This window comes from Actinomycetospora sp. CA-084318 (assembly GCF_050955885.1).
Lineage (GTDB): Bacteria > Actinomycetota > Actinomycetes > Mycobacteriales > Pseudonocardiaceae > Actinomycetospora.
Genome location: NZ_CP192098.1, coordinates 1,954,120 through 1,980,491, shown reverse-complemented (window position 1 = coordinate 1,980,491; position 26,372 = coordinate 1,954,120). Strand labels below are relative to the sequence as shown.

Genomic DNA, 26,372 nt, shown 5'->3' with positions numbered 1-26,372 from the left:
ATCGAATCACGGCCGGGTGAGGGCCTCCGAGGGAGGCATTCCCGACGACGGGTCGGGACCGGTCCCGTCGTCCGGCTCCTGTTCCGTGCGCTCGACGGTCGGTGGGGTCATCGCCGTCGCCCAGGGTGCGGGCTCCGCCTTCGGGGCCCAGGCCGCGCCGTCCGTCGTCGTCGGGACGGGGTCGAGGCCCGGGAGCCCCTCGGGTGGGACCGCCGGGGCGACGGGGGCGGCCGGGGTGAGGTCCCAGCGGCCGTCGACGGGACGGCGCTGGAGGGTGGGTCCGGCGGTGAGCGCCTCGACCGGGACCTCGGCGAGACGTTGCCGCACCCGCGCGACGACCCGGGCCGGGCCGCGGACCACCGCGGTCAGGACGATCCGGTCGCCGTGCGGGTCGGGGACCTCGCGCAGGACGTGTACGCGGCCGTCCCCGGTCTCGACGACGAGCGCCCCGCCGGCCCCGCCGCCCGGTGCGAGGACGGCACCGGCGCGCGCGAGGTCGGCGTGGGCCGCCCCGAGCAGTTCGAGGTCGGCGAGGCCGTCGTCGCGGGTGCAGGCGTCGAGCAGGAACCCGCTCCCGACGTCGACGAGCGTCGCCGCGACCACGCGACGGTCGGCGAGCAGGGACTCGAGGACCGTCGACAGGCCGTCCGACCGCACGCACGTCACATGACGATGACGCGCCACCGCCGGCGGGTCAGCGTCGCCCGGCCTGCTGCGGGAAGTACCCGGGCTCGGCCGGCGCGGCGGTCGGGTCGTCCATCGAGAAGCGCGAGCAGATCATCCGCAGGTCGCGGCGGGCCATCGCCAGGTTGGCCTGCTGCCGGTTGAGCACGAGGTAGAGGAACAGCTTGTCCTCGTCCGTGCGCGAGTAGATCGGCCGGATGATGTGGTACTGGGTGTCGAGGGTGATCAGGATGTCCTCGATCGTCTCGCGCAGGCCCAGCTTCGCCATCACGTCGAACTTGGCGCGGACGACCTCGGAGTTGCCCGGCGCCGCGACGTCGAGGTCGAACTCGGCGCTGCCGCCGCGCGAGCCGAGGGTCATGCCGCTCTCGTAGTCGACGAGGGCCACCGCGAAGGCGCCCTTGATGTTCGTCGCGGCGTTGAGGATGTAGTCGATGTCGGCCATCGGGGGCTCCGGTTCTGTGGTGTCTCGGGTCGGGGTGGTCGCCGCGGTCTCGGGCGGGGGTCGGGGGTGGGCGGGACGTCAGGTGAGGCGGCGCAGTCCGAGGAGCAGGCGGCGCAGCACGGACGGCTCGGTGCTCCACCCCGGGATCCCGGTCGACAGCGCGGCTGCCGGAGCGGGATCGGGTGCGGGCGTCGGCGACCGCAGGTTCGCGCCGGGGGAACGACGGGGCAGGCCAGCGTCGGTGGCGGCCTGCACCTCCTCCGGCGCGGGTCCGGGGTCCGCCGCGGCCGGCACGGGGGCCGGCTCGAGCGGCGGGGCGGTGATGATCGGGTAGGGCACCGGGGCGGGGACCTCGGTGGTGTCGTCGTCGACCGGCGACGGCGGGGGCGGCACCACGACGACGGGCGCGAACAGCGACCCCGTCCGCGGTGCGGGGATCTCGGGCGCCGCGACCGTGAGCTCGGCCGGTTCGCGGGCGGCCGGGACCTCCGGGGCGCCGCGCCAGGTGCGGGCCTGCCGGACGGTCAGGGGGCGCCGCCGGGGGTCCCACATCCCGGGCTCGGGGTCGGACCGGTCCGGCTCCGGGGCGGCCTCGGGCTCTGCGGTCGGCGAGGTGTCGGTCGTCGATGGCGCGCTGGTCCCACTGGATGCGTGCAGGTCGCCATCGTCGTCCGCACCCGGGGTCTCGGGGTCCGCCGGCAGCGATGGCTCATCGCCGACGTCAGAGGTGCGGACGGCGCCACTCGTGCGGGGAGCCGGGGCCGCGGGCGGCGGCGGCACCTCCTCGGGCACCAGCAGGGCCGGCCGGACTGCCGGTGCGGCGGGCGGGGTGCCCGGTGTGGCCGGGCTGGCTGGCGTGGCCGGTCGGTGCGTCGGCAGGAACGCCAGGGCGGGCACGTCGGAGCCGGGACGGGGGGTGGGGCGGGGCAGGTCGTGGTCGGGGGCCCGGCGCGGCGCCGGCCCGAGGGGCGCGGGCGTCCCGGACGACGGCATGGCGGCCGGCAAGGATCCGGTGGTCGGGCCGCTCGGTCGGGCCACGACCGACGGAGACGGAGCCGACGCAGCCGACGGGGGCACCGGCGCGGACGGGGCGGCGGACGGGCGGCGCCGCTCGACGACGGCGGGCAGGGACCGGGTCCGGGCGGAGCCCACGCCGGCCAGGGCACGCCGGGCGAGCGCGAGGTTGCCGTGCTCCCGGTCGATGCGCAGCACCACCCAGAGGTCCTCGCCGACGCCGGGGACGGTGCGCACCAGGTGGTGGGCGGTCTCCGTGGTCAGGACGACGTCCTCCAGCGCGCGCCCACGCTCGCGCGAGACGTCGGCGATCCGGCGGGCCCAGGCCAGGATCGCCGGATCGGCGTCGGCCGGGCCGCCGAGCTCGCCGCGGACGTGGTCGCCGGCGGCGTCCACGACCAGCACGTGGCGGGCGCCGGGCAGGTCACCGAGCGCGACCAGGGACTCCGGCAGGGCGGTGACCGCCCCCGAGGTACCGGAGAGCGGGACCGCGTCGACTGGGGTGGTGCCCCGACCGAGTGGGACCACGCGATTCCTTCGACGGTCGATGAACAGGACCGACGCACCGTAGGTTCGCGGTGCGTGAGCGGCAACGAGTCCGAACGGAGCAGGGACGTCCGGTTCATCCGTCCGCCGACGAACGCTGCGTTCCCGGTCCGCCTCGTACGCAACGGTGCTGGCCTCGGGCCCGGACACCGGCGACGGTCCGCATCCGGATCAACCATGGTGCAGCGTTCGGCTACCAGCTAGGACCGAACGGCCCTGCAAACAATGCGCGATCGTCGCTCAGTACTCGGCCACACGGACGATGCGACACGGTGTCACGGTTCCGTGAACGTGGGAGAACATCACCGGATCGGACCAATGTGGCTCTCAGCGTCGCGGAGAGCAGGCCACCTCGGCGAGCACCGGATCGCGCGGGAAGCGCAGCTCGGTCCGCGCCGGGGCGCCGACGAGGTTGTCCCAGAACCGGCCCCACGTCAGCGGCGCGGACACCGAGTCGCGCAGCTCCACGATCGCCGGGCACTGCAACGCCCGGGCCGCGGCCGCCACGTCCGCCCCGGTCGCCGCCCGACTGTCGACGGCCGCTCCCCCGCCCGCCGCGATGAACCACGCGGCGGGGAGGTTCTTGTCGTGCCCGGTGCGCCCGTCGGGGACGTTGGTGGTGTGGGCCGCGAGGGGGTCCGCGAGCCCCACGGTGTCCGTGACGCGGACGTCGAGGGGGTTCAGGGCGCCGGCGGCGCCGAGGTTGAGGAACACCAGCCCGGAGGGACTGCCCGGGGCGAGCGGCACGAGGTCCCACTCCGGCCCGGCCGGCCCGGTCCCGCGCGCGAGGAGCGCCACCACCGGCCGGGGGCTCTCCGCGACGAGCTCCGCGCCGCCCGCCACGTAGGGGTGGGCGCGGTAGTCGTCGGCGGTGACGGGGTGGGGGTTGCCGAGCAGCTGGGTGTAGAAGCCGCGCTCGTCGGCGATCCCGGACGCCGAGATCCCGTGGTAGTTCGGCCGCGCCGTGGTGCCCACCACGGCCGCCCACACCGCGAGGACCACCAGCGGCAGCACCGTCCGCCGGCGCACCGGCAGGGCCATCACCGGCAGGAGCATCGCGAAGATCGCCGGGAGCAGCATCCGGGCGTGCATGAAGTCGCCGCCCACGCGCGTGACGTAGAGCAGCATCGCGAGCCCGCCCAGCACCGGCGCCACGGCCACCGCCACCGTGCCCGCCCGGTCCCAGGCGCGGGTCCGGCGCACGTCGGCGCCGCCCTCCGGCAATGCCGCAGCGACACCGTCCCGGCGGCGGGTCCACCAGCCCGACCGCGCGACCCGCTGCGCCACCATCAGCAGCGCGGCCGCCGCCAGTACCGCGGCGGGGATCAGCAGCCAGTAGGTCGCGACGGTGTCGCGCAGGTAGGAGTAGCCGCGGCCCCAGCGGGAGACCCCGGCCTCCTTCGCCAGCGCCGTCGACGGCACGAGCAGGCCGTAGTAGCCCGCGCGGAACACCTCGTAGGCCAGGGCGGGCGCCACGCAGAGGGCCCCGAGCCCGACGATCCGTCGGGCGCCGCGGCGGTCCCGCGGCTGCTCGAGGACGGCCAGCGCGATCCCGCCGGCGGCGGCGACCACCGCGAGGTCGGGGCGCACGAGCGGGCCGAGACCGAGGACGAGCGCGACCGGCCAGGCCGACCCGGGTCGTCGTCGGGACCCCGCGGCGACGAACAGCCGCGGCTCGCGCTGGGAGCGGCGCACCAGCAGCCACCAGGCGAACGCGAGCCAGGAGAAGGACAGCCCGGTCTCCAGACCCGACGTCCCGAAGTCCCAGAAGGGAGGCATCGCGAGGAAGACGAGCGCCCCGGCCGGCACGACGACGCGGCCCAGGCCGGTCAGGCGGCGCGCCGCGTCCATGGCGAGACCGAGGGCCACGACCGAGAGGAGGCCGCCGACCACGAGTGCCGCCGGTTCGGGTGGCACGGGCAGCAGGGCGAGGCCGAGCAGCACGACGGTCCAGAGCGTGGAGGTGTTGGTCTCCACCCGCTCGCCGACGTTGAACACCGGGCCGTGGCCCTCGAGGATCTGCCGGACCGTGCGCAGGAAGATCAGGCCGTCGTCGGAGACCCAGCGGCGCTGCCAGACGAGCAGGCCGTAGGCCACGACGGCGAGGGTGAGCGCGACCGCGGTGACCGTCACCGGTCGTCGTCGGGCGCCGCGGGCGAGGTCGGCGGGCAGGGCGCGCACGCGCGTCGGGGTGGCGGGACCCCGGGCCAGCGTGTCGCTCATCGTCCCTCCCCGCGCCGGTGCCAGGACCGGGCCTGCGCGTCGGTCAGGACCGCGACCTGGTCGACGACGACCCGGAGCCGTCCCGCGTCGTCCTGCGCAGCGTCCCACGCCGGGCGGAACGCAGGGTCCAACGCGTCCGGTGCGCCGTCCCACAGTCGCCCGACCAGGTCCGTCAGCAACCCCCGTTCGGCCTCCTGCGCGCGGAGACGGACCGGGTCGGACATCACCCACCGCACCGCGGCCGCCTTGAGCAGCGTCACCTCCGCACGCGCCCGGGCCGGCACGACGAGGTCGTCGGTGGGCTCGGGGCGCTCGCGGCCGGTCGTCGCGATCGTCTCCTCCACGGCCGCGGCCACGAACCGGCCGACGAGCTCGCTGGTGAGGCGCTTGAGCGCGACCTGGGCGGTGAGGCTGCCCGGCGCGTCGAGGTCGGCGACCGCCCGCAGCGGCGGATAGGCGGCGAGCCGTTCCGCCGCGCGGGCCAGTTCGTCGGGTTCGGCGCCGAAGGCCGCGGCGGCCAGGGCGATCAGCCCGTCGTCGGGAACGGCGAGCCGGGCCGGGTCGATGCGGGCGGCGAGGATGGCGTCCTCGACGTCGTGGACGGAGTAGGCGACGTCGTCCGCCCAGTCCATGACCTGCGCCTCCAGGCACGCGCGGCGATCGGCCGGGTCGCGGATCCAGGCGAAGACCTCGACGTCGTCGGCGTAGACGCCGAACTTGCGCCCGCTCCCCCGCTCCCAGGGGTACTTCATGCAGGCGTCCAGCGTCGCGCGGGTCAGGTTGAGGCCGGAGGCGGGGCCGTCCTCCAGGGTCTTCGGCTCCAGCCGCGTGAGCAGCCGCAGCGTCTGCGCGTTGCCCTCGAACCCCCCGGCCTCCGCCGCGACGGCGTCGAGGGCGCGCTCGCCGTTGTGCCCGAACGGCGGGTGGCCGATGTCGTGGGCGAGGCCCGCCGTGTCGACGACGTCGGGGTCGAGGCCGAGCTCCTCGGCCATCCCCCGGCCGATCTGCGCGACCTCCAGCGAGTGCGTCAGCCGGGTCCGCGGCACGCCGGTGACCTCGGCGTCCTCCCCCGGGCCCACCACCTGGGTCTTGCCCGCCAGGCGCCGCAGCGCCGCGGAGTGCAGCACCCGGCCGCGGTCGCGCGCGAACGGCGAGCGCCGGTCGCGGCCACGCTTGGGCGCCTCGGGCGAGAAGCGCTCGTCCCGACGACGGATGCTCACTGCAATCCGGGGTCGGAGAAGTCCGACGAGGCGTGGGCGAGGTGGTAGTAGATCAACCCCGCCGTCTCGCGCACGATGTAGAAGAACTGCGTGCGTCGGGTCTGCGACACCGGTCCGCCCTTGGCCGGCGACGTGGTGGCGTCGAGCCCGACGTCGCGGGCCATCGTGCGCGAGCGCAGCGAGTGCCACGGGTCGGACACGATCACCGCCGAGGTCCACCCGCGCTGGCGCGCCACCGACCCGACGGCCTCGAAGCTGCCCAGGGTGTCGCGGCCCTCGTCGATCGGGAGCACGTCGCGGTTCGGCACGCCGTGGTCGGTGAGCCACCGGTCGCCGCTCTCGGCCTCGGAGAACTGGTCGCCCTGCGCGGAGCCGCCCACCGTGACGATGCGCGGCGCCACCCCCTGCCGGTAGAGCGCGAGGGCGTGCTCCAGGCGGGCCTCGAGCACCGGGGACGGGCGCCCGTCGTACTGGGCGGCGCCGAGCACCAGGATCATGTCGGTGGGCGTGCGCTCGTCCACCCGGCCGAGCCACCACACGCGTGCGGCGGTCCCGCCGACGAGCAGCAGGGCGATGACCAGCGCGCCGACGACGACCCGGGGCGCCCAGGTCAGGGCCGCCCGCGAGCGGCTCACGCCCCGATCTGCCCGCGCCCGGCGGACAGCGCCCCGGGGTCGCGGCCGGACCGGACGGCGAGCACCTCGGCGACGACCGACACCGCGGTCTCGGCCGGGGTGCGCGCCCCGAGGTCGAGCCCGACCGGCCCGTGGATCGTCGTGAGCTGCTCCTCGGTGACGCCCGCGGCGAGCAGCCGCTCGCGGCGGGCGGCCTGGGTGCGTCGCGAGCCGAGGGCGCCGAGGAACCCGCGCCCGTGGCGCAGGCCGGCGAGCAGGGACTCGTCGAAGGCCGGGTCGTGGTCGAGCAGGACGAGCACGTCCGCGTCGGTGAACGCCTCGACCGCGGCCGTGGTCTCCGCGACCGTGGCCACCGCGCGGCAGCCCCACCCGAGGACGGCGGCCTGGGCGGCCAGCGCCTCGCCGAGGGCCCCGGCGCCGACGACGAGCAGCGACGGCACCGGCACCCACAGGTCGACGAGCACGTCGGTGCCCGCGAGCTCGGTGCGGTCGGTCGCGGTGGCGCCGCGGCGCAGGAGGCCGGCCAGGTGCTCTGCGGCCGCCGTGTCGAGGTCGGTGGAGCCGAGGGTGCCGTGTCGCTCCGCGAGGTCGTTCCCGACGAGGACGAGCGCGGCGGTGCCGTCGGCGGTGGAGACGAGGGCGGCCGGGACGCCGTCGGCGAAGCCGCGCGCGAGGGCGTGGGCGGCCTCGCCCGTGAGCGGGTGCGCGAGCAACGTCGCCCCGCCGGCACAGGCGAGCCCGGCGGCGACCGCGTCGTCCTCCGCGACGTGCGCCTCCTGCGTGCCCGGCGCGCTCAGGGCCGTGCGGGCCAGCTCCGCGGCGGGCGCGTCGAGCGCGCCCCGGAGCAGGTCCCCGGCCGTGACGATCTCGCCCATCAGCGTGCCGCGGGCCACCAGGAGCTGCCCCGGCTCGACGGTGCCGAAGCCGTGCCGCGCGAGCACGCGCACGACGCCGACGGGGGCGGCCGGGTCGTCGCCCCCGGCCAGGACCTCACTCAGCTCGGTCACGGGAACCAGCGTAGGTGAGGGGCCCGACGGTCTCGCCGCACCCGTCGTCGTGCAGGACCTCAGCAGCCGATGAGCCGCGCGGCGAGGTAGCCCTCGAGCTGGTCGAAGGAGACCCGCTCCTGGGTCATCTCGTCGCGGTGGCGCACCGTGGCGGCGCGGTCCTCCATCGAGTCGAAGTCGACCGTCACGCAGAACGGCGTTCCGATCTCGTCCTGACGGCGGTAGCGACGGCCGATGGCGCCGGCGTCGTCGAAGTCGACGTTCCAGTGCCGGCGCAGCCGGGCCGCGACGTCACGCGCGACCGGCGAGAGGTCGGCGTTGCGGCTCAGCGGCAGCACCGCCGCCTTCACCGGCGCGAGCCGCGGGTCGAGCTTCAGCACGGTGCGCTTGTCGACCCCGCCCTTGGCGTTCGGCGCCTCGTCCTCGGTGTAGGCCTCGAGCAGGAACGCCATCATCGGTCGGCCGACGCCGGCCGCGGGTTCGATGACGTAGGGCCGGTACCGGGAGTCGGTCGCCTGGTCGTAGTACGACAGGTCGACGCCCGAGTGGTTCGAGTGCGTGGTGAGGTCGAAGTCGGTGCGGTTCGCGATGCCCTCGAGCTCGCCCCACTCCTGGCCGGCGTTGAACTGGAAGCGGTACTCCACGTCCACCGTGCGCTTGGAGTAGTGGGAGAGCTTCTCCTTCGGGTGCTCGTAGTGGCGCAGGTTCTCCCGCGCGATCCCGAGCTCGGTGTACCAGCGGGTCCGCTCGTCGATCCAGTACTGGTGCCACTGCTCGTCGGAGCCCGGCTCGACGAAGAACTCCATCTCCATCTGCTCGAACTCGCGCGTGCGGAAGATGAAGTTGCCCGGCGTGATCTCGTTGCGGAAGCTCTTGCCGACCTGGCCGATGCCGAACGGCGGCTTCTTGCGCGCCGTGGACATGACGTTGGCGAAGTTGACGAAGATGCCCTGCGCGGTCTCCGGCCGCAGGTAGTGCAGGCCCTCCTCGGACTCCACCGGCCCGAGGTAGGTCTTGAGCATCATGTTGAACTCGCGCGGCGGGGTGTACTGGCCGCGGTTGCCGCAGTTCGGGCAGGGCACCGTCGAGAGGTCGAAGTGGACGTGCCCCTCGGCGTCGGTGGACTCCAGCGAGGGCCCGCCGGTGCGCTCGGCGAAGTCCTCGGCGAGCTGGTCGGCGCGGAACCGGCGGTGGCAGTTCGTGCACTCCACCAGGGGGTCGGTGAACACGTCGACGTGCCCCGAGGCGACCCACACCTGGCGCGGCAGGATCACGCTCGAGTCCAGGCCCACGACGTCGTCGCGGCCCTGCACCATGAACCGCCACCACTGGCGCTTGATGTTGTCCTTGAGCTCGACACCCAGGGGGCCGTAGTCCCAGGCCGACCGGGTACCGCCGTAGATCTCGCCCGAGGGGAAGACGAACCCGCGCCGCTTGCACAGGTTCACGACGGTCTCGATGCGGGCGCTGTCGGTGGGGGTGGGCACTTCGGTCTCTCCTGATGCTGCTCGGTGGCCCACCCAGGTTATCCAGCAGGCATCGGGCCCGTCGGGCCGCCTCGGTCGAGGATGCTCGGGTGCTCGACGAACCCGCCGTCGGGACGACCGGTCAGCCGCCGCTCGAAGGTGGCCTCCCGGTCGGTGGCGGCCTCGGACAGGAACGGGACGACGTGCTCGCGGACGTCGAAGGGCTGCAACGCGCGCCGGTAGGCCGTGAGCGACTCGAACACGGCGACGAGGACCCACTCCCCCGGCGCCTCGACCGCGCGCGCGACCTCGACGCGTTCGCAGCCCGGCTGCGCCGCCAGCAGCCCGACCGCACGGCGGGCGCGGACGAGGAACTCCGCCTCGTCGTCGGGACGGAAGCGGCAGACCAGGAGCACGGCCGGACCTTATCGACACCGGGTGTCAGTATGGGATTCTGGAGGTCGACGAGTGCTGCCGGCTCGTCGGATTCGGTGGAGAGGAGCGCCGTGGCGAACGGACGCGGACGACGGCCCGCACGGGGCGACATGCGCCGCCCGCTGCTGCCCGGGGCGGGGCCGCTGGCCGGGGTGTCGCCGGTGCTCGTGTTCCTGGTGGTGGCCGTCGTCTTCGCGGCCGGGGTGATCCTCGGCGGGGTCGTCGGGGCGCTGCTGCTGGCGCTGCTGGCGGCCGGGGTCGCGGTGCTGCTCGCGACGACGTGGGGGGCGATGAGCCGCCCGGAGCGGGTGGCCCGGAGTCTGATCCTCGCCGTGCTGGTGCTCGTGGCGATCGGGGTGGCGTGGCGATGACGGTCTCCCACGAGGCGCCGGCGGTGCCCGACGCGCCCGCTCCCCTGGAGCCGACGACGCTGGAGGCGGCCGGGGAGCTGCTGCGCGCCCTGGCCGCGCCGGTGCGGATCGCGGTGGTCATGCAGCTGCGGGTCTCGCCGCGTTGCGTGCACGAGCTGGTCGACACCCTGGGCGTCACCCAGCCGTTGATCAGCCAGCACCTGCGGGTACTCAAGGCGGCCGGTGTCGTGCGCGGGGAGCGACGGGGCCGCGAGGTCGTCTACCGGTTGGTCGACGACCACCTGGCGCATATCGTGATCGACGCCGTCGAACACGTGCAGGAGGACGCATGAGTGGCCGGAGACGGAGCGCAGCGGAGCTCGACCGGTGACGGAGCCGCGGCCGACCGTCGTCCCCGGGCAGCGCTCGACCCGGCAACGGGCGGCGATCGGCGACCTGCTCGACGAGCTGGACGACTTCCGCTCCGCCCAGGACATCCACGAGGAGCTCCGCCGTCGAGGTGAGGGCATCGGCCTGACCACCGTGTACCGCACGCTGCAGGCGCTCGCCGACGCCGGCGAGATCGACGTCCTGCGCACCACGGCGGGTGAGGCCTCCTACCGCCGCTGCTCCGACACCCACCACCACCACCTGGTGTGCCGCCGCTGCGGGCGCACCGTGGAGGTGGAGGGACCCGCCGTCGAGCACTGGGCGGAGAAGGTGGCCGTGGAGCACGGATTCGCCGAGATCGACCACACGGTGGAGATCATCGGCACGTGCTCGTCCTGCCGGTCCTGACGGCGGGTCCGGGCACCGGGAGCGGGGCGTGATCGCTCGTCACGCCCGGTGACCTGTCTCCCCGGAGCGCGCCGGAGAACCGGTGCCGCCGGCACCGGTTCCGTGGCCTGGTCCGGAGGCCGGGGTCACGCTCCGGAGGGCCTGGAGACGCCCCGGAGCCGGCGGCGCGGACGGGCCGGCCCGAGCGCGACCGTGGCCCGCCCCCGGGATCGGGGACGGGCCACGGTCGTCGCGCGTTACTCCCGGTCGGCGCGCGGACGGCCGGCGGTCTCCCGCTCGGCGCCGCCCGTGGGACCGACCTGCAGCGTGTCGTCCACGCCGTCCGCGTCCGGACGCCCCGGGGCGTCCGCCGGCACCGGCTCGTCCGACTCGCGGAACGGGTCGCCGTTGCGCCGCACGTCGGCGTAGGTGACGCGCTCCCCCGCCTCGTTCACGTTCGTCCGCCACGGACCGTCGGCGTCGGCCGGGAACGACTGCACCCGCAGGTAGAAGTCGTCCCCGTGCTTGTCGGTGCCGTAGTCGATCGCCTGCTCGATCACCTCGGTGCCCTTGATCTCGCGGAGCACGACCGGGTCGTGGTTGAGATCGCGGGTGAGGGCGACGCACAGGGCGATCATGATGATCACGAACGGCGCGGCGACCAGGATCGTCAGGTTCTGCAGGCCGGACAGCGCGTCCTGGCCGCCGACCAGCAGCATCACCATCGCGACGAGGCCCATCGTGGCGCCCCAGAAGATGACGACCCACTTCTTCGGCTCGTCGGTGCCGCGCTGCGAGAGCGTGCCGGTGACGATCGAGGCGGCGTCGGCGCCGGAGACGAAGAAGATCGCGACCAGCACCATCACCAGGATCCCGGTGACGGTGGCCAGCGGGTAGGCCTGCAGCACCGAGAACAGCTGGGTCTCGGTGTCCGCGGCGGCCGGGTCGAGGCCCGCCTGCTGCTGGGTGATCGCCGTCCCGCCGAAGATCGCGAACCAGAGCAGGGACACGAGGCTGGGCACGAGGATCACGCCGCCGACGAACTGGCGGATCGTGCGGCCACGGCTGATCTTCGCCAGGAACATCCCGACGAACGGGGTCCAGGAGATCCACCAGGCCCAGTAGAAGACCGTCCACGACGAGAGCCAGTCGAGCATCGGTGCGCCGCCGGTGGCCTCGGTGCGCCCGACCATCTCGAAGAACTCCGAGAAGTAGGCACCGACCGCTGTAGGCAGCAGGTCGAGGATGATCACCGTCGGGCCGACGACGAACACGAACAGCGCCAGCACGCCCGCGAGCACCATGTTGATGTTCGAGAGCCACTGGATGCCCTTGGCGACGCCCGAGACCGCGGACAGGATGAACGCCGCCGTCAGGACGATGATGATCGGGACGAGCACCTCGTTGCCCGCGTTGGGCAGGAAGCCGGTGGCGCCGAGCCCGCCGCCGATCTGCAGCGCGCCGAGACCGAGCGACGCGGCGGAGCCGAACACCGTCGCGAAGATCGCGATGATGTCGATGATCCGGCCGGGCGTGCCGTTGGCCGCCTTCTCCCCGATCAACGGGATGAAGGCCTGGCTGATGAGCTGACGACGACCCTTGCGGAACGTCGAGTACGCGATCGCGAGGCCGACGACGGCGTAGATCGCCCACGGGTGCAGCGTCCAGTGGAACAGCGACGTGGCCATCGCGGTGCGCAGCGACTCCACCTGGTCCCCGCCGGCCACCGACCCCGGCGGCGGGCTGGTGAAGAACGACAGCGGCTCGGCGACGCCGTAGAACATCAGTCCGATGCCCATGCCGGCCGAGAACATCATGGCGATCCACGACACGGTGCGGAACTCGGGCTGCTCGTCCTCGCCACCGAGCTTGATCCGCCCGAACTTCGAGAACGCGAGCCACAGCGCGAACACCACGAACCCGGTGGCGGCGAGGATGAACAGCCACCCGCCGCCCTTGATCAGCCCGCTGATCATGCCGCTGGACACCGAGCTCAGCGACTCCGTGCTGAGGATGCCCCAGAGCACGAAGACGACGGCCAGCGAGGCGCCGACGCCGAAGACGACCTTGTCGACGGGCACGCCCTTCACGTCGGCGGCCGTTCCACCCTGCTCCTCCGGCGACTTCTCCGGAGGACTCTCCTGTTGCTGTGTCATACCGGTACGCCCGTCGGATGCCGACGGGCGTCCTCCTCTCCGGATGCGACGTCCGGAGCAGACTACGGGAGGAAAGGGACAGACACCGCGCAATCGGCGGAAATCGCAGCGTGACCGGGCCGCCGGGAGGAGCTTCGCCCCCGCGGCGCCTGCCTCGTCAGGAACTCCCGACGAGATCGGCCCGGACCTGCGAGGCCGTCGAGACGACGAGCATCAGCAGCGTGCCGAGGGGGTCGGCGGCGAGGTCCTCGGCGGGGAACGCGTAGCGCAGCGTCACGTCCCAGCCCCCGTCGGTCCGGACGACGCCGAGCGTGCCGAAGAGCCCCTGGCCGGCGCGTTCGGCCATCCGGCGCGGCACGTCGTCGTCGGTGAGGTCCCAGGCGACGACGCAGGTCAGGGACAGGACGGCGAGCCCCTCGACGAGCTCGACACCCTGCACCGCGCAGGGCACGTCGCCGTGCCGGAAGGAGAGGGCTCCGTCGTCGTCGACGCGGACCTCGACGAATTTCTCGAGCGCCTCGCGGGCGGTGATCAGCAGGGTGGCGGTCGTGGCGGCCTCGCGGCTCACTCAGCTCTCCTCGGCAGGGTCGACCCCGGCGTCGACCCCGGACGCGTCGACGGCGCCACCGTAGCGGCGGTCCCGGGAGGCGTAGATCTCGCAGGCCTGCCAGAGGTGGCGGCGGTCGAAGTCGGGGAAGAGCGTGTCGAGGAAGACCATCTCGGCGTACGCGGACTGCCAGAGCAGGAAGTTCGACGTCCGCTGCTCGCCCGAGCTGCGCACGAACAGGTCCACGTCGGGCATGTCCGGCTCGTCGAGGTACCGCGCGAGGGCCCGCTCGTCGATCCGCTCCGGGTCGAGCTCACCGCGTGCGGCCCGCCGCGCCAGCTCCTTCGCGGCACCGACGATCTCCGCGCGGCCGCCGTAGTTGACGCACATGGTGAGGGTGACGACGTCGTTGTCCTTCGTCAGCTCCTCGGCGATCTCGAGCTCCTTGATCACGCTGCGCCACAGCCGCGGCCGCTGCCCCGACCAGCGCACCCGCACACCCATCGCGTGCATCTCATCGCGGCGGCGGCGGATCACGTCGCGGTTGAACCCGAGCAGGAAGCGGACCTCCTCGGGGCTGCGCCGCCAGTTCTCCGTCGAGAAGGCGTAGGCACTGATCCACTTCACGCCGACGTCGATGCAGCCGCGGACCACGTCGAGCAGCTGGGCCTCGCCGTGCCGGTGCCCCTCGATCCGCGGCAGGCCGCGCTGGTTCGCCCACCGGCCGTTGCCGTCCATGACGAGCGCGACGTGGTTCGGCACCAGGTCCGCCGGGATCGCCGGGGCCGTGGCGCCCGACGGGTGCGGGGTCGGCGCCATCACCGTGGGGTCGCCCGGTCCGCGCAGCCGACCTCCCGACCGGCCACGACTCCGTTCGGCGCGCTGACGCAGCGGACTCACACGACTCCTTCCGATTCCCGACGACGGCTGTCGTCGGCCTCCGTCGTCGGGACCCCGTCCTCCAGGTCCACCCGCGGGACCGCGCCGCGGCGGTCGACGAGCGGGAGCGAGCGCAGCTGGCGCTCGAGGTGCCACTGCAGGTGGGCGGCGACGAGGCCCGCGGCGTCGCGCCGGGCGTCGGGCGGGCTCTGCTCGGCGGCGGTCCAGTCGCCGTCGCGCAGGGCCTCGAGCAGCCGCCAGGTCCACCACGACGGCACGACCGCCCCGCCGGGCCGGCAGTCGTCGCACACCGCTCCCCCGGCGGCCACCGCGAAGCGCCGGTGGAACCCGTGCGTGCCGTCGGGGGCGTCCAGCGGGGTCTCGGGCTCCACGCCGCAGCGGGCGCACTCGGTGACGGCGGGCGCGTACCCGGCGATGACCATCGCGCGCAGCAGGTAGGCGTCGAGGACGAGGTGCGGGTCGCGCTGCCCGACGGCGAGGCCGCGCAGGGCGCCGACCAGGAGCAGGAACAGCTCGCGCGCCGGCTCGCCCTCCTCGGGGGTGAGCCGGTCGGCGGTCTCGAGCAGGGCGCACCCGGCGGTGTAGCGCGGGTAGTCGGCGACCAGGTCGCCGCCGAAGGCGTCGATCGTCTGGACCTGCGTGACGATGTCGAGGCTGCGTCCGGTGTGCAGCTGCAGGTCGACGTGGCCGAACGGCTCGAGGCGCGCGCCGAACTTCGAGGTGGTCCGGCGCACCCCCTTCGCGGTGGCCCGCACCTTGCCGTGGTGCTGGGTCAGGAGGGTGACGATCCGGTCGGCCTCACCGAGTTTCTGACACCGCAGCACCACGCCGGTGTCGCGGTAGAGGCCCACGGACCCATCCTGGCACCACGGTCGGACATCCGGCGTCGTTCACTCCTTCGGCCCATTCGTGCCGGGCGTGGCTCCGTCTACTGTCACGCTCAGTCACATCAACCCGGAAGGACCCCCGTCATGACCACCCCGCAGCAGCAGCCCTCCGCCCCGCAGCCCGTCGGGTACGGCCATCCCGCCGCCCAGCCCGTGGGGTACGGCCCGCCGGTCCGGCGGACCAACGTGCTGTCGATCGTCGCGCTCGTCGCCGCGTTCTTCGTCCCGCTCGCCGCGGTGGTCTGCGGGTGGGTGTCGTTGCGCCAGATCGCGCGCACCGGGGAGAACGGGCGCCCCCTGGCGATCACCGCCCTGGTGCTCGGCGGGATCGGCTGCGCCCTGTGGATCCTGTTCTGGGTGCTGATCATCGCCGGGGGCGGCAGCTTCTCGTACTCGTACTCGATCTGATTCCTGCCGCTCCGCGCGAGGTTCACCGCAGACAGGTTCCGCGTCCCGGGACGATGCCTCGTGTGAACCTCGCGGCAGAGCCGGCCGCGGTGCTTTCGGCGAGGTTCACGCCAGACAGGTTCCGCAGCCCGGGACGATGCCTGGTGTGAACCTCGGCGGCGCCCCTAGCGTGGCCGGCATGGAGTTCGCCGGACGGGTCCTCGATGCCCTCGCCTCGACCACGGCGGACGGGCCGCCCGAGGGCCTGTTCGCCCCGGAGGCCATCACCTGGCACTCCTTCGACGAGGTCGAGGCGCCCACGGTGCCGGCGACCTTCGACTCGCTGCGCGCGATCCGGGCGGTCGTCCCCGACTTCACCATGGTCGACGTCCGTGCCTACGGCGGCGAGCCGGGCCTCGCGCAGTACGTCGTCACCGGCACCCTGCCCGACGGGTCGCGCCTGCACGCGCCCGCCGCGCTGGTGGTGCACTCCCGCGACGGGCTCGTGACCCGCATCGAGGAGTACGTCGACACGGGTCAACTGGCGCCGCTGTTCGCCCACCTCGGCTGAGCCCGCGCGGACGACGAAGCGGCGTTGCTGCCACTGGGTGACAGCAACATCCGGCTGAGCACGCCGATAGGGCTTCGCTGGCACAAATAGTCGGTCAGAACCCCAGCTTGCGCAGCTGACGGGGGTCGCGCTGCCAGTCCTTGGCGACCTTGACGAACAGGTCGAGGTGCACCTGCGTGCCCAGCATCTTCTCGATCTGCTGCCGGGAGTTGGTGCCGACCTCCTTGAGCCGCGACCCGCCCCGGCCGATCACGATCGCCTTCTGGGACTGCCGCTCGACGAAGATCTCGGCGCGGATCTTGAGGGTCCTGCCCTCGACCATCTCCTCGACCACGACGGCCAGCGAGTGCGGCAGCTCGTCGCGCACGCCCTCGAGCGCGGCCTCCCGGATGAACTCCGCGATCATCGTCGTCTCGGGCTCGTCGGACAGCTCGCCCTCGGGGTAGAGCGGCGGGCCGGGCGGCATCTGGGCGAGCAGCAGGTCGGTCAGCAGCTCCACCTGCTTCCCGGACACCGCCGACACCGGCACGATCTCGGCGAAGTCGGCGAGTTCCTGCAGCTCCAGCAGCCGCTGCGCGATCACCTCGGGGCGCGCGAGGTCGGTCTTGGTCAGGATACCGACGACGGGCGTCCGGTCGGCGACCTTGCGCAGCTCCGAGACGATGAACCGGTCGCCCGGCCCCACCGCCTGGTCGGCCGGGGCGCAGAACCCGATCACGTCGACCTCGGCCCACGTCGTGCGCACCACGTCGTTGAGCCGCTCCCCCAGCAGGGTGCGCGGCTTGTGCAGTCCGGGGGTGTCGACGAGCACGAGCTGCCCGTCGGACCGGTGGACGATGCCGCGGATCGCGTGCCGGGTGGTCTGCGGGCGCGACGAGGTGATCGCGACCTTCTGCCCCACCAGCGCGTTCGTCAGGGTCGACTTGCCGACGTTCGGACGTCCGACGAAGCAGGCGAACCCGGAGCGGAAGTCGTCGGGCCAGGGCTGGGTCACGCCGCGTCCTTGCCCTCGAGCCGCGCGACGATCTCGCGCCCGATCGGCAGGGCCGCCGTCGCCGCCGGCGAGGGAGCGTTGAGCACGTGCAGCACCGACACGTCGTCGGAGCGGTCCTCGACGAACAGGAAGTCGTCCACCAGGGACCCGTCCGGCCGGACCGCCTGGGCGCGCACCCCGGCGCGGCGCATCACGTCGTGCGGCGGGTGCAGGTCGGCGGCCGTGGTGCCGGGCAGCATCGTCGACACCGCCTTCGCCATGGCGGCCTTCGACAGCGAGCGCTGCATCTCGCCGATCCCGTAGCGCCACTGCTGCGCGGCGAGGGAGAGGAAGCCCGGGTCGGTCAGCGTGCCGACGAGCTCGCGCACCTTCAGCGTGCGCCAGTCGTACCCCTCGCGGGCCAGCGCCAGGACGGCGTTCGGGCCGACGTGCACCGAGCCGTCGACCCCGCGGGTGGCGTGCACCCCGAGGAACGGGAACGCCGGGTCGGGCACCGGGTAGACCAGGCCGCGGATGGCGTCGGCCTTCGGTCCGCGCAGGTCGGAGTACTCCCCGCGGAACGGCACGATGCGCACGCCCGGGTCGAACCCCGAGGCGCGGGCGATCTCGTCGGAGCGCAGGCCCGCGCACACCACGACCTGTCCGGCGAGCAGGTCCCCGCGGTCGGTGTGCACCACCACGTCCCGACGACGCCGCACGGCCGACCGCACGGCGCGGCCGGTGTGGATCACGGCGCCCCGCGCGACGGCGAGCTCGGCCAGCTTCGTCGTGATCGCCTCGTAGTCGCAGATGCCGGTGGAGGGGACGAAGAGGCCGGCGACCGCGCTGACGGCGGGCTCGCGGTCGCGCACCCCCGCGGCGTCCAGCTCGTGCACCTCGACGCCGTTGGCCCGACCGCGTCGGACCAGCTCGGCCATGCGGGGCAGCTCGTCGTCGCTCGTGGCCGCGACGACCTTGCCGCACTCGACGTAGGGCAGGTCGTGCTCCGCGCAGAACGTCTTCGTCTCCGCGCAGCCGGCCACCGCGAAGCGGGCCTTCAGCGAACCCGGCGCGTAGTAGAGCCCGGAGTGGATGACGTTGGAGTTGCGCCCCGTCTGGTGCCCGGCCAGCGACGACTCCCGCTCCACCAGCGCGACCGACGTGTGCCCGGCGTCGAGCAGGGCCGTGAGCACGGCGAGCCCGACGATCCCGCCGCCGACCACGACGACGTCGTGCCGCGGGCTGGGCCCCGGGACTCCTGACACGTCACCCACGCTGGTCCTCTCCCGTCTCTCCTGCGCGGCGCCCGAGTTCGGCGCCGGTCCGTCGGCCGCTCGCGCTCACGAGCGTGTCGGTGTCGTCGCCCTCGTCGGCGGACCCGTCCTCCGGGTCCTCCGACGCCGGCGGGTGCGGGTCCCACACCAGCACCGACACGATGCGCATGCGGCCCCGATCGTCCTCGCCGCCCTCGGCGCGCAGACGCAGGCCCCCGACCTCCGCCTCGGCGCCCGGCAGCGGGACGCGCCCGAGCCGCTGGGCGAGCAGGCCGCCGACGGTGTCGACGTCCTCGGCCTCGAACTCGACGCCGGTGGCCTCCTCGAGGTCCTCCACGGGCAGCCGCGCGGACACCCGCAGCGACCCGTCGTCGAGCCGGTCGACGGGGCGGTGCTCGGCCGTGTCGTACTCGTCGGTGATCTCCCCGACGATCTCCTCGAGGATGTCCTCGATCGTCACCAGACCGGCGATGCCGCCGTACTCGTCGACGACGAGCGCCATGTGGTTGCGGGTGCGCTGCATCTCGCGGAGCAGGTCGTCGACCTGTTTGGAGTCGGGCACGAAGGCCGCCGGGCGCATGATCTCGCCGACCGCGCCGGAGTGGTCCGACGGCGCGTGCTGCGGATCGTTCTGCCGGGCCGTGGTGAAGCGCACCAGGTCCTTGAGGTAGACGACGCCGACCGTGTCGTCGACGTTCTCCCCGATCACGGGGATGCGCGAGTAGCCCGAGCGCAGGGCCAGGGCCAGGGCCTGCCGGACCGACTTGTCCCGCTCGATCCACACCATCTCGGTGCGCGGGACCATCACCTCGCGCACGATCGTGTCGTCGAGCTCGAACACCGACTGGATCATGGAGCGCTCGTCGTCGTCGACGAGCCCGCGGGCCTCGGCCATGTCGACCAGCTCGCGCAGCTCCACCTCCTGGCTGAACGGCCCGTCGCGGAAGCCGCGCCCCGGCGTGATCGCGTTGCCGACGAGGATCAGCAGCGACGCCAGCGGGCCCAGCAGCCGGGCGAGGGCGCGGATCGGGACGGCGACGGCGAGCCCGACGCCGTAGGGGTGCTGCAGGCCGATCGTGCGCGGCCCCACCCCGATCAGCACGTAGGAGACGACGATGACGACGACCGCGGCGATCGTCACCGCCCAGCCCTCCGACGCGACCAGCTGCAGCGCCACGTAGGCGCCGAGCACGGTGGCCACCGCCTCGCAGGCGAGCCGCATCAGGAGCAGGAGGTTGAGGTGGCGCGGCTTGTCCGCGACGACCGCGGCCAGCGACCGCGCGCCCGCCCGGCCCTCCCGCACCAGCCCGTCGACCCGTGCCGGCGACATCGTGGTGATCGCCGAGTCGGCCGCCGCGAACACCCCGGCCAGCGGGACCAGGACGAGCGCGGCGATCAGTTGCCCGATCTGGGCGGCGGTCACGTCTGACTCTCGTCCAGCCCGACGGTGCCCAGCAGCTTCGCGTCGGCGGCCCGCTGACGTTCCCGGGTGAGCCGCTCGCGCTCCGCCCGGGCCCGCTCGGCCACCTCGGCCCGCCACCCCCCGAGGAGCTCGCCCTGCAGGCCGAACATCTCGGCCTCCTCGTCGGGCTCCGCGTGGTCGTACCCCAGCAGGTGGAGCACGCCGTGCACGGTCAGCAGGTGCAGCTCGTCGTCGAGCGTGTGTCCCGCCGACACCGCCTGGTCCCGGGCGAACGCCGGACACAGCACGATGTCGCCGAGCAGGCTCGGTCCGGACGGCGGGGCGTCCGGCCGCTTGGCCGTGTCGAGCTCGTCCATCGGGAAGCTCATCACGTCGGTCGGCCCCGGCAGGTCGAGCCACCGCTCGTGCAGCTCGGCCATCGGCTCGAGCTCGACGAGCAGGATCGACAGCTCGGCGAGGGGGCTCACGCCCATGCGTTCGAGGGCGTAGCGGGCGACGTCGACGATCGGTGCCTCGTCGACGTCGACCCCGGACTCGTTCGCGATCTCGATGCTCATCTACCGGCCCCGCCGTTCCCGACGATTCTGCGGCGGACCGGTGCGCGGAGGCACGGCCTTGGGGCCGTTGTTCTGCCGCGCGTCCCACCGGCCGTAGGCGTCGATGATCTCGGCGACCAGCCGGTGACGGACCACGTCGGCGCTGGTCAGCTCGCTGAAGTACACGTCGTCGACCCCGTCGAGGATCTCCCGCACCACTGCCAGGCCCGAGGTCTGACCGCCGGGCAGGTCGACCTGCGTCACGTCGCCGGTCACCACGATCCGCGAGTCGTAGCCCAGCCTCGTCAGGAACATCTTCATCTGTTCCGGCGTGGTGTTCTGGGCCTCGTCGAGGATGATGAAGGCAGAATTCAAGCTGCGACCACGCATGTACGCCAGCGGCGCGATCTCGATCGTCCCGGCCGCGAGCAGCTTCGGGACCGCCTCGGTGTCCATCATGTCGTGCAGCGCGTCGTAGAGCGGGCGCAGGTACGGGTCGATCTTCTCCGAGAGCGTGCCGGGCAGGAAGCCGAGCCGCTCCCCCGCCTCGACGGCCGGGCGGGTGAGGATGATCCGGCTGACCTGCTTGGCCTGCAGCGCCTGCACGGCCTTCGCCATCGCCAGGTACGTCTTGCCGGTGCCGGCCGGACCGATCCCGAAGACGATGGTGTTGACGTCGATCGCGTCGACGTAACGCTTCTGGTTGAGCGTCTTGGGCCGGATGGTGCGCCCGCGCCGGGACAGGATGTCGAGGCTGAGCACCTCGGCCGGTGACGCCGACTCCGCGGCGTCGTCGCCGAGCATGCGGACGGTGCGCCGGACGGCGTCGGGGTCGATCTGCTGGCCGCGGCTGGCGAGGACCACCAGCTCGGCGAACACCCGCTCCGCGAACGCCACGTCGGGCGGCGCACCGGTGAGGGTCAGCTCGTTGCCGCGGACGTGGACGTCGGCGTCCAGCAGCTCCTCGGCCTCGCGGAGGTTCTCGTCGCGCTTGCCCAGCAGGGCGAGCAGCGCGGACTCGGGGACGACGATGCGCGACTCGCCGGACGAGTCGGTGGACGTGGGACTCAGGATGCGTGCTCCCCGTGCGGTGATGCGTGCGTGAATCAGTCTAGACCGCCCCTCCGACACTCAAATCCAGCGTCGGGCCCGCCCAGCGCGAGCGCAACCAGCGGTCGTGCGAGGTGACGACCACCGTGCCCGTCGCCGCGGCCACCGCGGACTCCAGCTCGCCCGCGAGGCGCAGCGAGAGGTGGTTGGTCGGCTCGTCGAGCAGGAGCAGGTCCGGCCGGACCGCCACCGCGATCGCCAGCGACAGCCGTCGCCGCTGTCCGACGCTGAGCGCGCCGACCGCGGTGCCGTGGTCGCGCGGGTGCAGCAGCCCCAGCGACCGCAGCGGGACGGCCTCGGCCACCTCCGCCCCGACCGCCTCGGCGAACGTCTCGCGGGCGGAGAGGTCGTCGCGGGCGAACGACGGGTCCTGCCGGACCAGGGCGACCCGGCGCGCCCCCACCGCCACCGACCCGGCGTCGGGCACGAGCTCCCCCGCGAGGACGTCGAGCAGCGTCGACTTCCCCGTCCCGTTCGGCCCGGTGACCAGCAACTTCTCCCCGTCCCCGACGTCGAGCCGGGGCAGGTCGAGCCGCCCGTCCACCCGCAGTCCGCGCACCGACACTGTCGCTGCCCCGCCCGTCAGTGGGGCGTCGAAGCGCAGCGGCTCCGGGGGCTTCGGCAGGGCCTCGCGCTCGGCGACCTCGAGCCGGCGCTCGGCGTCGTGGACCCGCCGGGCGCGGGCGCGCTCGACCCCGGCGCCCTTGAACTTGGTGATGAACTTGTCGTTGTCGCTGGGTCCCCGGCCCGCGGCGACCGAGCGCAGGTCGACGTGGGTGCGCTCGCGCAGGGCGGCGATCTCCTCCTGCTGGGCGGCGAACGTCTCCTCCCAGCGCCGCCGCGAATCGGCCTGGGCCGCGAGGTAGGCGGTGAACGACCCGCCGAACCGGTGCCCGCCGCGGCCGTCGGTGCCGAGGACGCCGGCGTCGAGGTCGAACAGCTCGGTGGCGACGCGGTCGAGGAAGGTCCGGTCGTGGCTCGCCGCGACGACGACGCCGGGCAGCTCCACGAGGCTGCGTTCCAGCAGGTCGAGGGCCGTCTCGTCGAGGTGGTTGGTCGGCTCGTCGAGGAGCAGCACCGCCGGCCGGCGCACGAGGGCGGCTGCCAGGGCGAGCCGCGTGCGCTGGCCGCCGGACAGGGTGGCCACCGGACGGTCGCGGTCGAGGTCGGCCACCCCGAGGGTCGCGGCGGTGACCTCGGCGCGCCGGTCGGCGTCCCACGCGTCGTGGGTGACGGCCCAGGCGAGCACGGCGTCGTACTCGACCGAGACGTCCTCGTCGGCCATCCGTTCAGCGAGCTCCTCCAGCCGCGCGACCGCGTCGTGCAGCGGGCGCAGGGCGTCGTCGAGCATCCGGCCCACCGTCGAGGCGTCGGCGGCGGGCTCCTGCGGCAGGTACACGAGGTCCGCCGGGACCCGCACCGATCCGGCGTCGGGCCGGTCCGCCCCGGCGAGGAGCCGCAACAGCGTGGACTTGCCCGTGCCGTTCTCCCCGATCAGGCCGAGGTGGGTGCCGGGAGCGACGGTGAGGTCGATCCCGTCGAGGACGCGGCGGGCGCCGAAGGTGCGGACGAGGCCGTGCGCGACGACGGGCTCGAGACCGGTGATCAGGGCGGAAGACATGACGACACTCCGGGAGGCGGAGGGCGAGGACCCCGCCGGGCAGTGGCCGCAGCGTGGGTCGAGGCGTCGTCAGAGCTCCATGATGGGCTCGACGGTAGCAGGCTCCTTCCGCGGGAGCGCGCCGTTTTCCCGTGTGTTGCGGCACGCACACGGCCCGACCGGCGCGCACACCCGCGGCATCGTGTTGCGGCGCGCAACGCGTACCCGAAGGGATGTCACTCGCCCCAGCCGTGTGCGCCCCGCAACGCACCCACCGCGGGACGTCACCCGCCCCAACCGTGTGCGTTCCGCAACGCGGCGATCAGCGCAGCAGGCCGAGCACCTCGTCGCGCACGGTCCGCCAGGCGGGCGCAGCGGGGTCGATCAGCTGGAAGTGGTCGACGCCGGGCAGCTCGACGAGCCGCGCCTGCCCGCGCGCGGCCGTCGCCGCCGCGACATAGCGGCGGGACTGGTCGATCGGCACCGTGTCGTCGGCGGTCCCGTGCACCGCCACGACCGGGCACGACGCCGGGACGAGTGCCGCCGGCGAGGCGACGGCGTACCGGGCCGCCTGGGTCACCGGGTCACCCCCGAGCAGGTCCTGCGTGGCACCGCCGCCGAGGTTCTGCTGGGCGGCCGCGACGAGGTCGAGCACCCCGGCCTGCGAGACGACGCCCCGCGGGACGACCACCGGGTCCGCACCGGGAGCCGGGGCCTGCAGCCGCGACCGCGAGGCCGCCCACGCCGCGAGGTGCCCGCCGGCGGAGTGACCGAGGAGCACGACGCGGCCCAGGTCCAGCGAGCGGCCCGCGCGCCGAGCGGCCTCCGCGCCCTGGCCGGCGAGCAGGTCCACCGCCGCGGCCACGTCGGCGAGCGTCGTCGGGAAGCCACCGCCGTCGCCGACCCGCCGGTACTCGACGTTGAGCGCCGCGACGTCGGCGTTGGTGAGGTCCACGGCGAGCGGCGTCCCCAGCTCGAGGCCGTACGCCGCGCGCCAGTACCCGCCGTGGATCACCACGACGACGGGCAGCGGCCCCTCCGATCCCTCCCCCGGGTCCCCCGGAGGCAGGTGGAGCACCGCGTACTGCGACGGGTCCGGGCCGTAGCGCAGCGGCTCCGGCTCCGGGGTGCCCGGGCGGGGCGCGGGGGTCGTGCCGGCGGGGCTCGTCGAGCAGGCGGCCAGCAGCCCGGTCAGGCCCAGGGCGGCGAGCAGGGTCCGACGGGCCATCACGCGTCCCACCGACCGGGTCCGGCTCCGCTCCGCTCCGCGTCCCACCGACCGGTCCGCAGGCCCAGCGCCCCGAGCGCGACGGCGGCCGCGGTCGAGGTCCGCAGCACGTCCGGGCCGAGCCGCACGGGGGTCGCCCCCGCGGCCACGAGCCGCTCCGTCTCGGCCTCGGTCACGCCGCCCTCCGGGCCCACGAGCAGCACGACCTCCTCGCCGAGCGCCACGTCCGCCACCGACACCTCCGCCGTCGCCTCCAGGAGCAGGGCCGTGCAGTGCTCGAGCCGCCGCGCGAGCTGGTTCGTCGTCATCGGCTCCGCGACCTCGGGCACCCACGCGCGCCGTGACTGCTTGGCCGCCTCGGTGACGCTCGAGCGCCAGCGCGCGAGCTGCTTGGCCCCGCGCGGTCCGTCGTCCCACCGCGTCACGCAGCGCTCCGCCCGCCACGGGATGACCGCGTCGATGCCGGCCTCGGTCGCGGTCTCGACGGCCAGCTCGCCGCGGTCGCCCTTCGCCAGGGCCTGCGCCAGCACCAGCCGCGTTCCCGACGGCGGGTCGGTGCGGGTCTCGAGGATCTCCGCGCTCACGCGACCCTTCGCGACCGCCCTGACCTCCGCCCGCGCCCGCGTCCCGGCACCGTCGCCGACGAGGATCACCTCGCCGGCGGCCACCCGCTTCACGTCGGCCGCGTGCCGGCCCTCGGCGCCCTCGAGGGTGACCACGCCGCTCGTCGGGACCTCCTCGACGAGGAACAGGGCCGGGCGGGTCCAGTCCGCCCGGCTCACCACGAGGGGGTGGGCGTCACCGCGTGCGCCCCGCCTTGCGGCGGCCGAACAGCCCGTTGCGGGCCTGGCCGGCGTACTCCGGCTGCTCCTCGCCGCGCAGCGAGGCGAGCTCCCGGAGCAGCTCGGTCTGGCGGGCGTCGAGGTTCTCCGGCACGGCCACGTCCAGGTGCACCAGCAGGTCGCCGCGGCCGTCGGTGCGCCCGGACGAGCGCAGCCGCGGCATGCCCTTGCCGCGCAGCGTGTGCACGGTGCCGGGCTGCGTGCCCGGGTCGATGTGCAGCTCCTCGTCGCCCTCGAGCGTGCGCTGGCGCAGCGTGGTGCCGAGCGCGGCCGCGGTCATCGGGAGGCTGACGTGGCAGTGCAGGTCGACGCCGTCGCGCTCGAAGTACTCGTGCGGGGCCTCGGTGACCTCGACGTACAGGTTGCCGGCCGGGCCGCCGCCGGGTCCGACCTCACCCTGCCCGGCCATCCGGATCCGCATGCCGTCGCCGACGCCCGGGGGCACCTGGACGGTGACCGTGCGCCGCGCGCGGACACGGCCGTCGCCGGCGCACTGCTGGCACGGGTTGGGGATGATCTCGCCGAGCCCGCGGCACACCGGGCACGGGCGGGCCGTGACGACCTGCCCGATGAACGAGCGCTGCACGTTCTGGATCTCGCCGCGCCCGCCGCAGGTGTCGCAGGGCACCGGGTGCGACCCGGCCTCGGCGCCGCCGCCCTGGCAGCGCTCGCAGAGCACCGCGGTGTCGACCGTGAGCTCGCGCGCCACGCCCGCAGCGCACTCCTCGAGGGTGAGGTCGATGCGGATCAGCGCGTCCTCGCCGGGCTGCACGCGCCCGCGCGGTCCGCGCCCGCCGCCCCCGCCGGCCGCCCCGAAGAACGCGTCCATGATGTCGCCGAGCCCGCCGAAGCCGGCGCCGCCGAACCCGCTGCCGCCGAACCCGCCGGCACCGGCGGTCGCGTTGGGGTCGCCGCCGAGGTCGACGATGCGCCGCTTCTCCGGGTCGGAGAGCACCTCGTAGGCGCTCTTGACCTGCTGGAAGCGCTCCGCGGCGTCGGGGTTGACGTCGGGGTGGAGCTCGCGGGCGAGCTTCCGGTACGCCCGGCGGATCTCCGCGTCGTCGGCCTCCCGGCTGACGCCGAGGATGTCGTAGTAGTCCGTGGCCACGCTGGTGTGTCGTCCTTGTCCTGGAGGG

The 26,372-nt window shown here is 74.2% G+C and carries 27 protein-coding genes; 5 read left to right on the top strand and 22 right to left on the bottom strand.

Features of this window, described 5'->3' with window-relative positions; genetic code table 11:
• Positions 1 to 6: 6 nt before the first annotated feature.
• The 9 genes from ACQPYX_RS09700 to ACQPYX_RS09660 form a co-directional block, all read right to left on the bottom strand.
• Positions 7 to 657, bottom strand: coding sequence for a hypothetical protein (locus tag ACQPYX_RS09700; RefSeq protein WP_433802695.1), 651 nt, complete (start codon positions 655 to 657; stop codon positions 7 to 9).
• Between the two features lie 37 nt (positions 658 to 694).
• A complete protein-coding gene (locus ACQPYX_RS09695) occupies positions 695 to 1,129 on the bottom strand; it encodes a hypothetical protein (protein WP_018331909.1) in 435 nt (144 codons plus the stop codon).
• Positions 1,130 to 1,207: 78 nt separating this feature from the next.
• Positions 1,208 to 2,671, bottom strand: a complete 1,464-nt coding sequence (locus ACQPYX_RS09690) for a hypothetical protein (protein WP_433802694.1) — start codon at positions 2,669 to 2,671, stop codon at positions 1,208 to 1,210.
• A gap of 345 nt (positions 2,672 to 3,016) precedes the next feature.
• Positions 3,017 to 4,912: a hypothetical protein gene (locus ACQPYX_RS09685; protein ID WP_433802693.1), complete on the bottom strand. Its 1,896-nt coding sequence runs from the start codon at positions 4,910 to 4,912 to the stop codon at positions 3,017 to 3,019.
• Complete coding sequence (locus ACQPYX_RS09680; RefSeq protein WP_433802691.1) at positions 4,909 to 6,132, bottom strand: deoxyguanosinetriphosphate triphosphohydrolase; 1,224 nt, start codon at positions 6,130 to 6,132, stop codon at positions 4,909 to 4,911. The genes ACQPYX_RS09685 and ACQPYX_RS09680 overlap by 4 nt, the downstream gene beginning before the upstream one ends.
• A complete protein-coding gene (locus tag ACQPYX_RS09675) occupies positions 6,129 to 6,767 on the bottom strand; it encodes a YdcF family protein (protein WP_433802690.1) in 639 nt (212 codons plus the stop codon). Before ACQPYX_RS09675 ends, ACQPYX_RS09680 begins: the two co-directional genes overlap by 4 nt.
• Positions 6,764 to 7,774, bottom strand: a complete 1,011-nt coding sequence (locus ACQPYX_RS09670; protein WP_433802689.1) for an XdhC family protein — start codon at positions 7,772 to 7,774, stop codon at positions 6,764 to 6,766. Before ACQPYX_RS09670 ends, ACQPYX_RS09675 begins: the two co-directional genes overlap by 4 nt.
• A 59-nt stretch (positions 7,775 to 7,833) precedes the next feature.
• Positions 7,834 to 9,261 carry a glycine--tRNA ligase gene (locus tag ACQPYX_RS09665; protein WP_433802688.1) on the bottom strand — a complete coding sequence of 476 codons (1,428 nt, stop codon included), beginning with the start codon at positions 9,259 to 9,261 and terminating at the stop codon, positions 7,834 to 7,836.
• 38 nt (positions 9,262 to 9,299) lie between these two features.
• Positions 9,300 to 9,656, bottom strand: coding sequence for an antibiotic biosynthesis monooxygenase family protein (locus ACQPYX_RS09660; protein WP_433802687.1), 357 nt, complete (start codon positions 9,654 to 9,656; stop codon positions 9,300 to 9,302).
• A 90-nt stretch (positions 9,657 to 9,746) separates the two neighbouring features.
• Between ACQPYX_RS09660 and ACQPYX_RS09655 the strand changes: the two genes are divergently transcribed.
• Genes ACQPYX_RS09655 through ACQPYX_RS09645 form a run of 3 tightly spaced genes read left to right on the top strand, consistent with a single transcriptional unit; the run spans position 9,747 to position 10,823 of the window.
• Positions 9,747 to 10,046, top strand: coding sequence for a DUF6703 family protein (locus ACQPYX_RS09655; protein WP_433802686.1), 300 nt, complete (start codon positions 9,747 to 9,749; stop codon positions 10,044 to 10,046).
• Positions 10,043 to 10,378 (top strand): ArsR/SmtB family transcription factor, encoded by a 336-nt coding sequence (locus ACQPYX_RS09650; protein ID WP_433802685.1) that lies wholly within the window; start codon positions 10,043 to 10,045, stop codon positions 10,376 to 10,378. Before ACQPYX_RS09655 ends, ACQPYX_RS09650 begins: the two co-directional genes overlap by 4 nt.
• Positions 10,379 to 10,412: 34 nt before the next feature.
• Positions 10,413 to 10,823 (top strand): Fur family transcriptional regulator, encoded by a 411-nt coding sequence (locus ACQPYX_RS09645; protein ID WP_433802684.1) that lies wholly within the window; start codon positions 10,413 to 10,415, stop codon positions 10,821 to 10,823.
• A gap of 236 nt (positions 10,824 to 11,059) precedes the next feature.
• Here the strand turns inward: ACQPYX_RS09645 and ACQPYX_RS09640 are convergent, their stop codons facing one another.
• The 4 genes from ACQPYX_RS09640 to recO form a co-directional block, all read right to left on the bottom strand.
• On the bottom strand, positions 11,060 to 12,958 hold the full coding sequence (locus ACQPYX_RS09640) for a BCCT family transporter (RefSeq protein WP_433802683.1): 1,899 nt from the start codon (positions 12,956 to 12,958) through the stop codon (positions 11,060 to 11,062).
• A gap of 157 nt (positions 12,959 to 13,115) precedes the next feature.
• Positions 13,116 to 13,526: a hypothetical protein gene (locus ACQPYX_RS09635; protein WP_433802682.1), complete on the bottom strand. Its 411-nt coding sequence runs from the start codon at positions 13,524 to 13,526 to the stop codon at positions 13,116 to 13,118.
• Positions 13,527 to 14,324, bottom strand: coding sequence for an isoprenyl transferase (locus tag ACQPYX_RS09630; protein ID WP_433803702.1), 798 nt, complete (start codon positions 14,322 to 14,324; stop codon positions 13,527 to 13,529).
• A 77-nt stretch (positions 14,325 to 14,401) separates the two neighbouring features.
• Complete coding sequence (recO, locus tag ACQPYX_RS09625; RefSeq protein WP_433802680.1) at positions 14,402 to 15,256, bottom strand: DNA repair protein RecO; 855 nt, start codon at positions 15,254 to 15,256, stop codon at positions 14,402 to 14,404.
• A 120-nt stretch (positions 15,257 to 15,376) separates the two neighbouring features.
• Here recO and ACQPYX_RS09620 point away from each other — a divergent pair, with 120 nt between their 5' ends.
• Positions 15,377 to 15,700 carry a DUF4190 domain-containing protein gene (locus ACQPYX_RS09620; RefSeq protein WP_433802679.1) on the top strand — a complete coding sequence of 108 codons (324 nt, stop codon included), beginning with the start codon at positions 15,377 to 15,379 and terminating at the stop codon, positions 15,698 to 15,700.
• 178 nt (positions 15,701 to 15,878) lie between these two features.
• Positions 15,879 to 16,250 carry a nuclear transport factor 2 family protein gene (locus tag ACQPYX_RS09615; protein ID WP_433802678.1) on the top strand — a complete coding sequence of 124 codons (372 nt, stop codon included), beginning with the start codon at positions 15,879 to 15,881 and terminating at the stop codon, positions 16,248 to 16,250.
• Between the two features lie 94 nt (positions 16,251 to 16,344).
• Here the strand turns inward: ACQPYX_RS09615 and era are convergent, their stop codons facing one another.
• The 9 genes from era to dnaJ all read right to left on the bottom strand — a co-directional run bounded on the left by era (position 16,345) and on the right by dnaJ (position 26,344).
• Positions 16,345 to 17,244: a GTPase Era gene (gene era, locus ACQPYX_RS09610; protein ID WP_433802677.1), complete on the bottom strand. Its 900-nt coding sequence runs from the start codon at positions 17,242 to 17,244 to the stop codon at positions 16,345 to 16,347.
• Entirely contained in the window at positions 17,241 to 18,488 is a 1,248-nt protein-coding gene (lhgO, locus tag ACQPYX_RS09605; protein ID WP_433802676.1) for an L-2-hydroxyglutarate oxidase, read from the bottom strand. The genes era and lhgO overlap by 4 nt, the downstream gene beginning before the upstream one ends.
• 1 nt (position 18,489) lies before the next feature.
• Positions 18,490 to 19,920 (bottom strand): hemolysin family protein, encoded by a 1,431-nt coding sequence (locus ACQPYX_RS09600; protein WP_433802674.1) that lies wholly within the window; start codon positions 19,918 to 19,920, stop codon positions 18,490 to 18,492.
• Positions 19,917 to 20,477 carry an rRNA maturation RNase YbeY gene (ybeY, locus tag ACQPYX_RS09595; protein WP_433802673.1) on the bottom strand — a complete coding sequence of 187 codons (561 nt, stop codon included), beginning with the start codon at positions 20,475 to 20,477 and terminating at the stop codon, positions 19,917 to 19,919. The genes ACQPYX_RS09600 and ybeY overlap by 4 nt, the downstream gene beginning before the upstream one ends.
• Positions 20,478 to 21,530, bottom strand: a complete 1,053-nt coding sequence (locus tag ACQPYX_RS09590; protein ID WP_433803701.1) for a PhoH family protein — start codon at positions 21,528 to 21,530, stop codon at positions 20,478 to 20,480.
• Between the two features lie 37 nt (positions 21,531 to 21,567).
• Complete coding sequence (locus tag ACQPYX_RS09585) at positions 21,568 to 23,187, bottom strand: ABC-F family ATP-binding cassette domain-containing protein (protein ID WP_433802672.1); 1,620 nt, start codon at positions 23,185 to 23,187, stop codon at positions 21,568 to 21,570.
• Positions 23,188 to 23,488: 301 nt separating this feature from the next.
• The gene (locus ACQPYX_RS09580) at positions 23,489 to 24,394 is read right to left on the bottom strand and encodes an alpha/beta hydrolase family protein (protein ID WP_433802671.1); all 906 of its coding nucleotides are present in this window, start codon (positions 24,392 to 24,394) and stop codon (positions 23,489 to 23,491) included.
• Positions 24,394 to 25,176 carry a 16S rRNA (uracil(1498)-N(3))-methyltransferase gene (locus ACQPYX_RS09575; RefSeq protein WP_433802670.1) on the bottom strand — a complete coding sequence of 261 codons (783 nt, stop codon included), beginning with the start codon at positions 25,174 to 25,176 and terminating at the stop codon, positions 24,394 to 24,396. The genes ACQPYX_RS09580 and ACQPYX_RS09575 overlap by 1 nt, the downstream gene beginning before the upstream one ends.
• A gap of 16 nt (positions 25,177 to 25,192) precedes the next feature.
• Positions 25,193 to 26,344 carry a molecular chaperone DnaJ gene (dnaJ, locus tag ACQPYX_RS09570; RefSeq protein ID WP_433802669.1) on the bottom strand — a complete coding sequence of 384 codons (1,152 nt, stop codon included), beginning with the start codon at positions 26,342 to 26,344 and terminating at the stop codon, positions 25,193 to 25,195.
• Between the last annotated feature and the right edge of the window lie 28 nt (positions 26,345 to 26,372).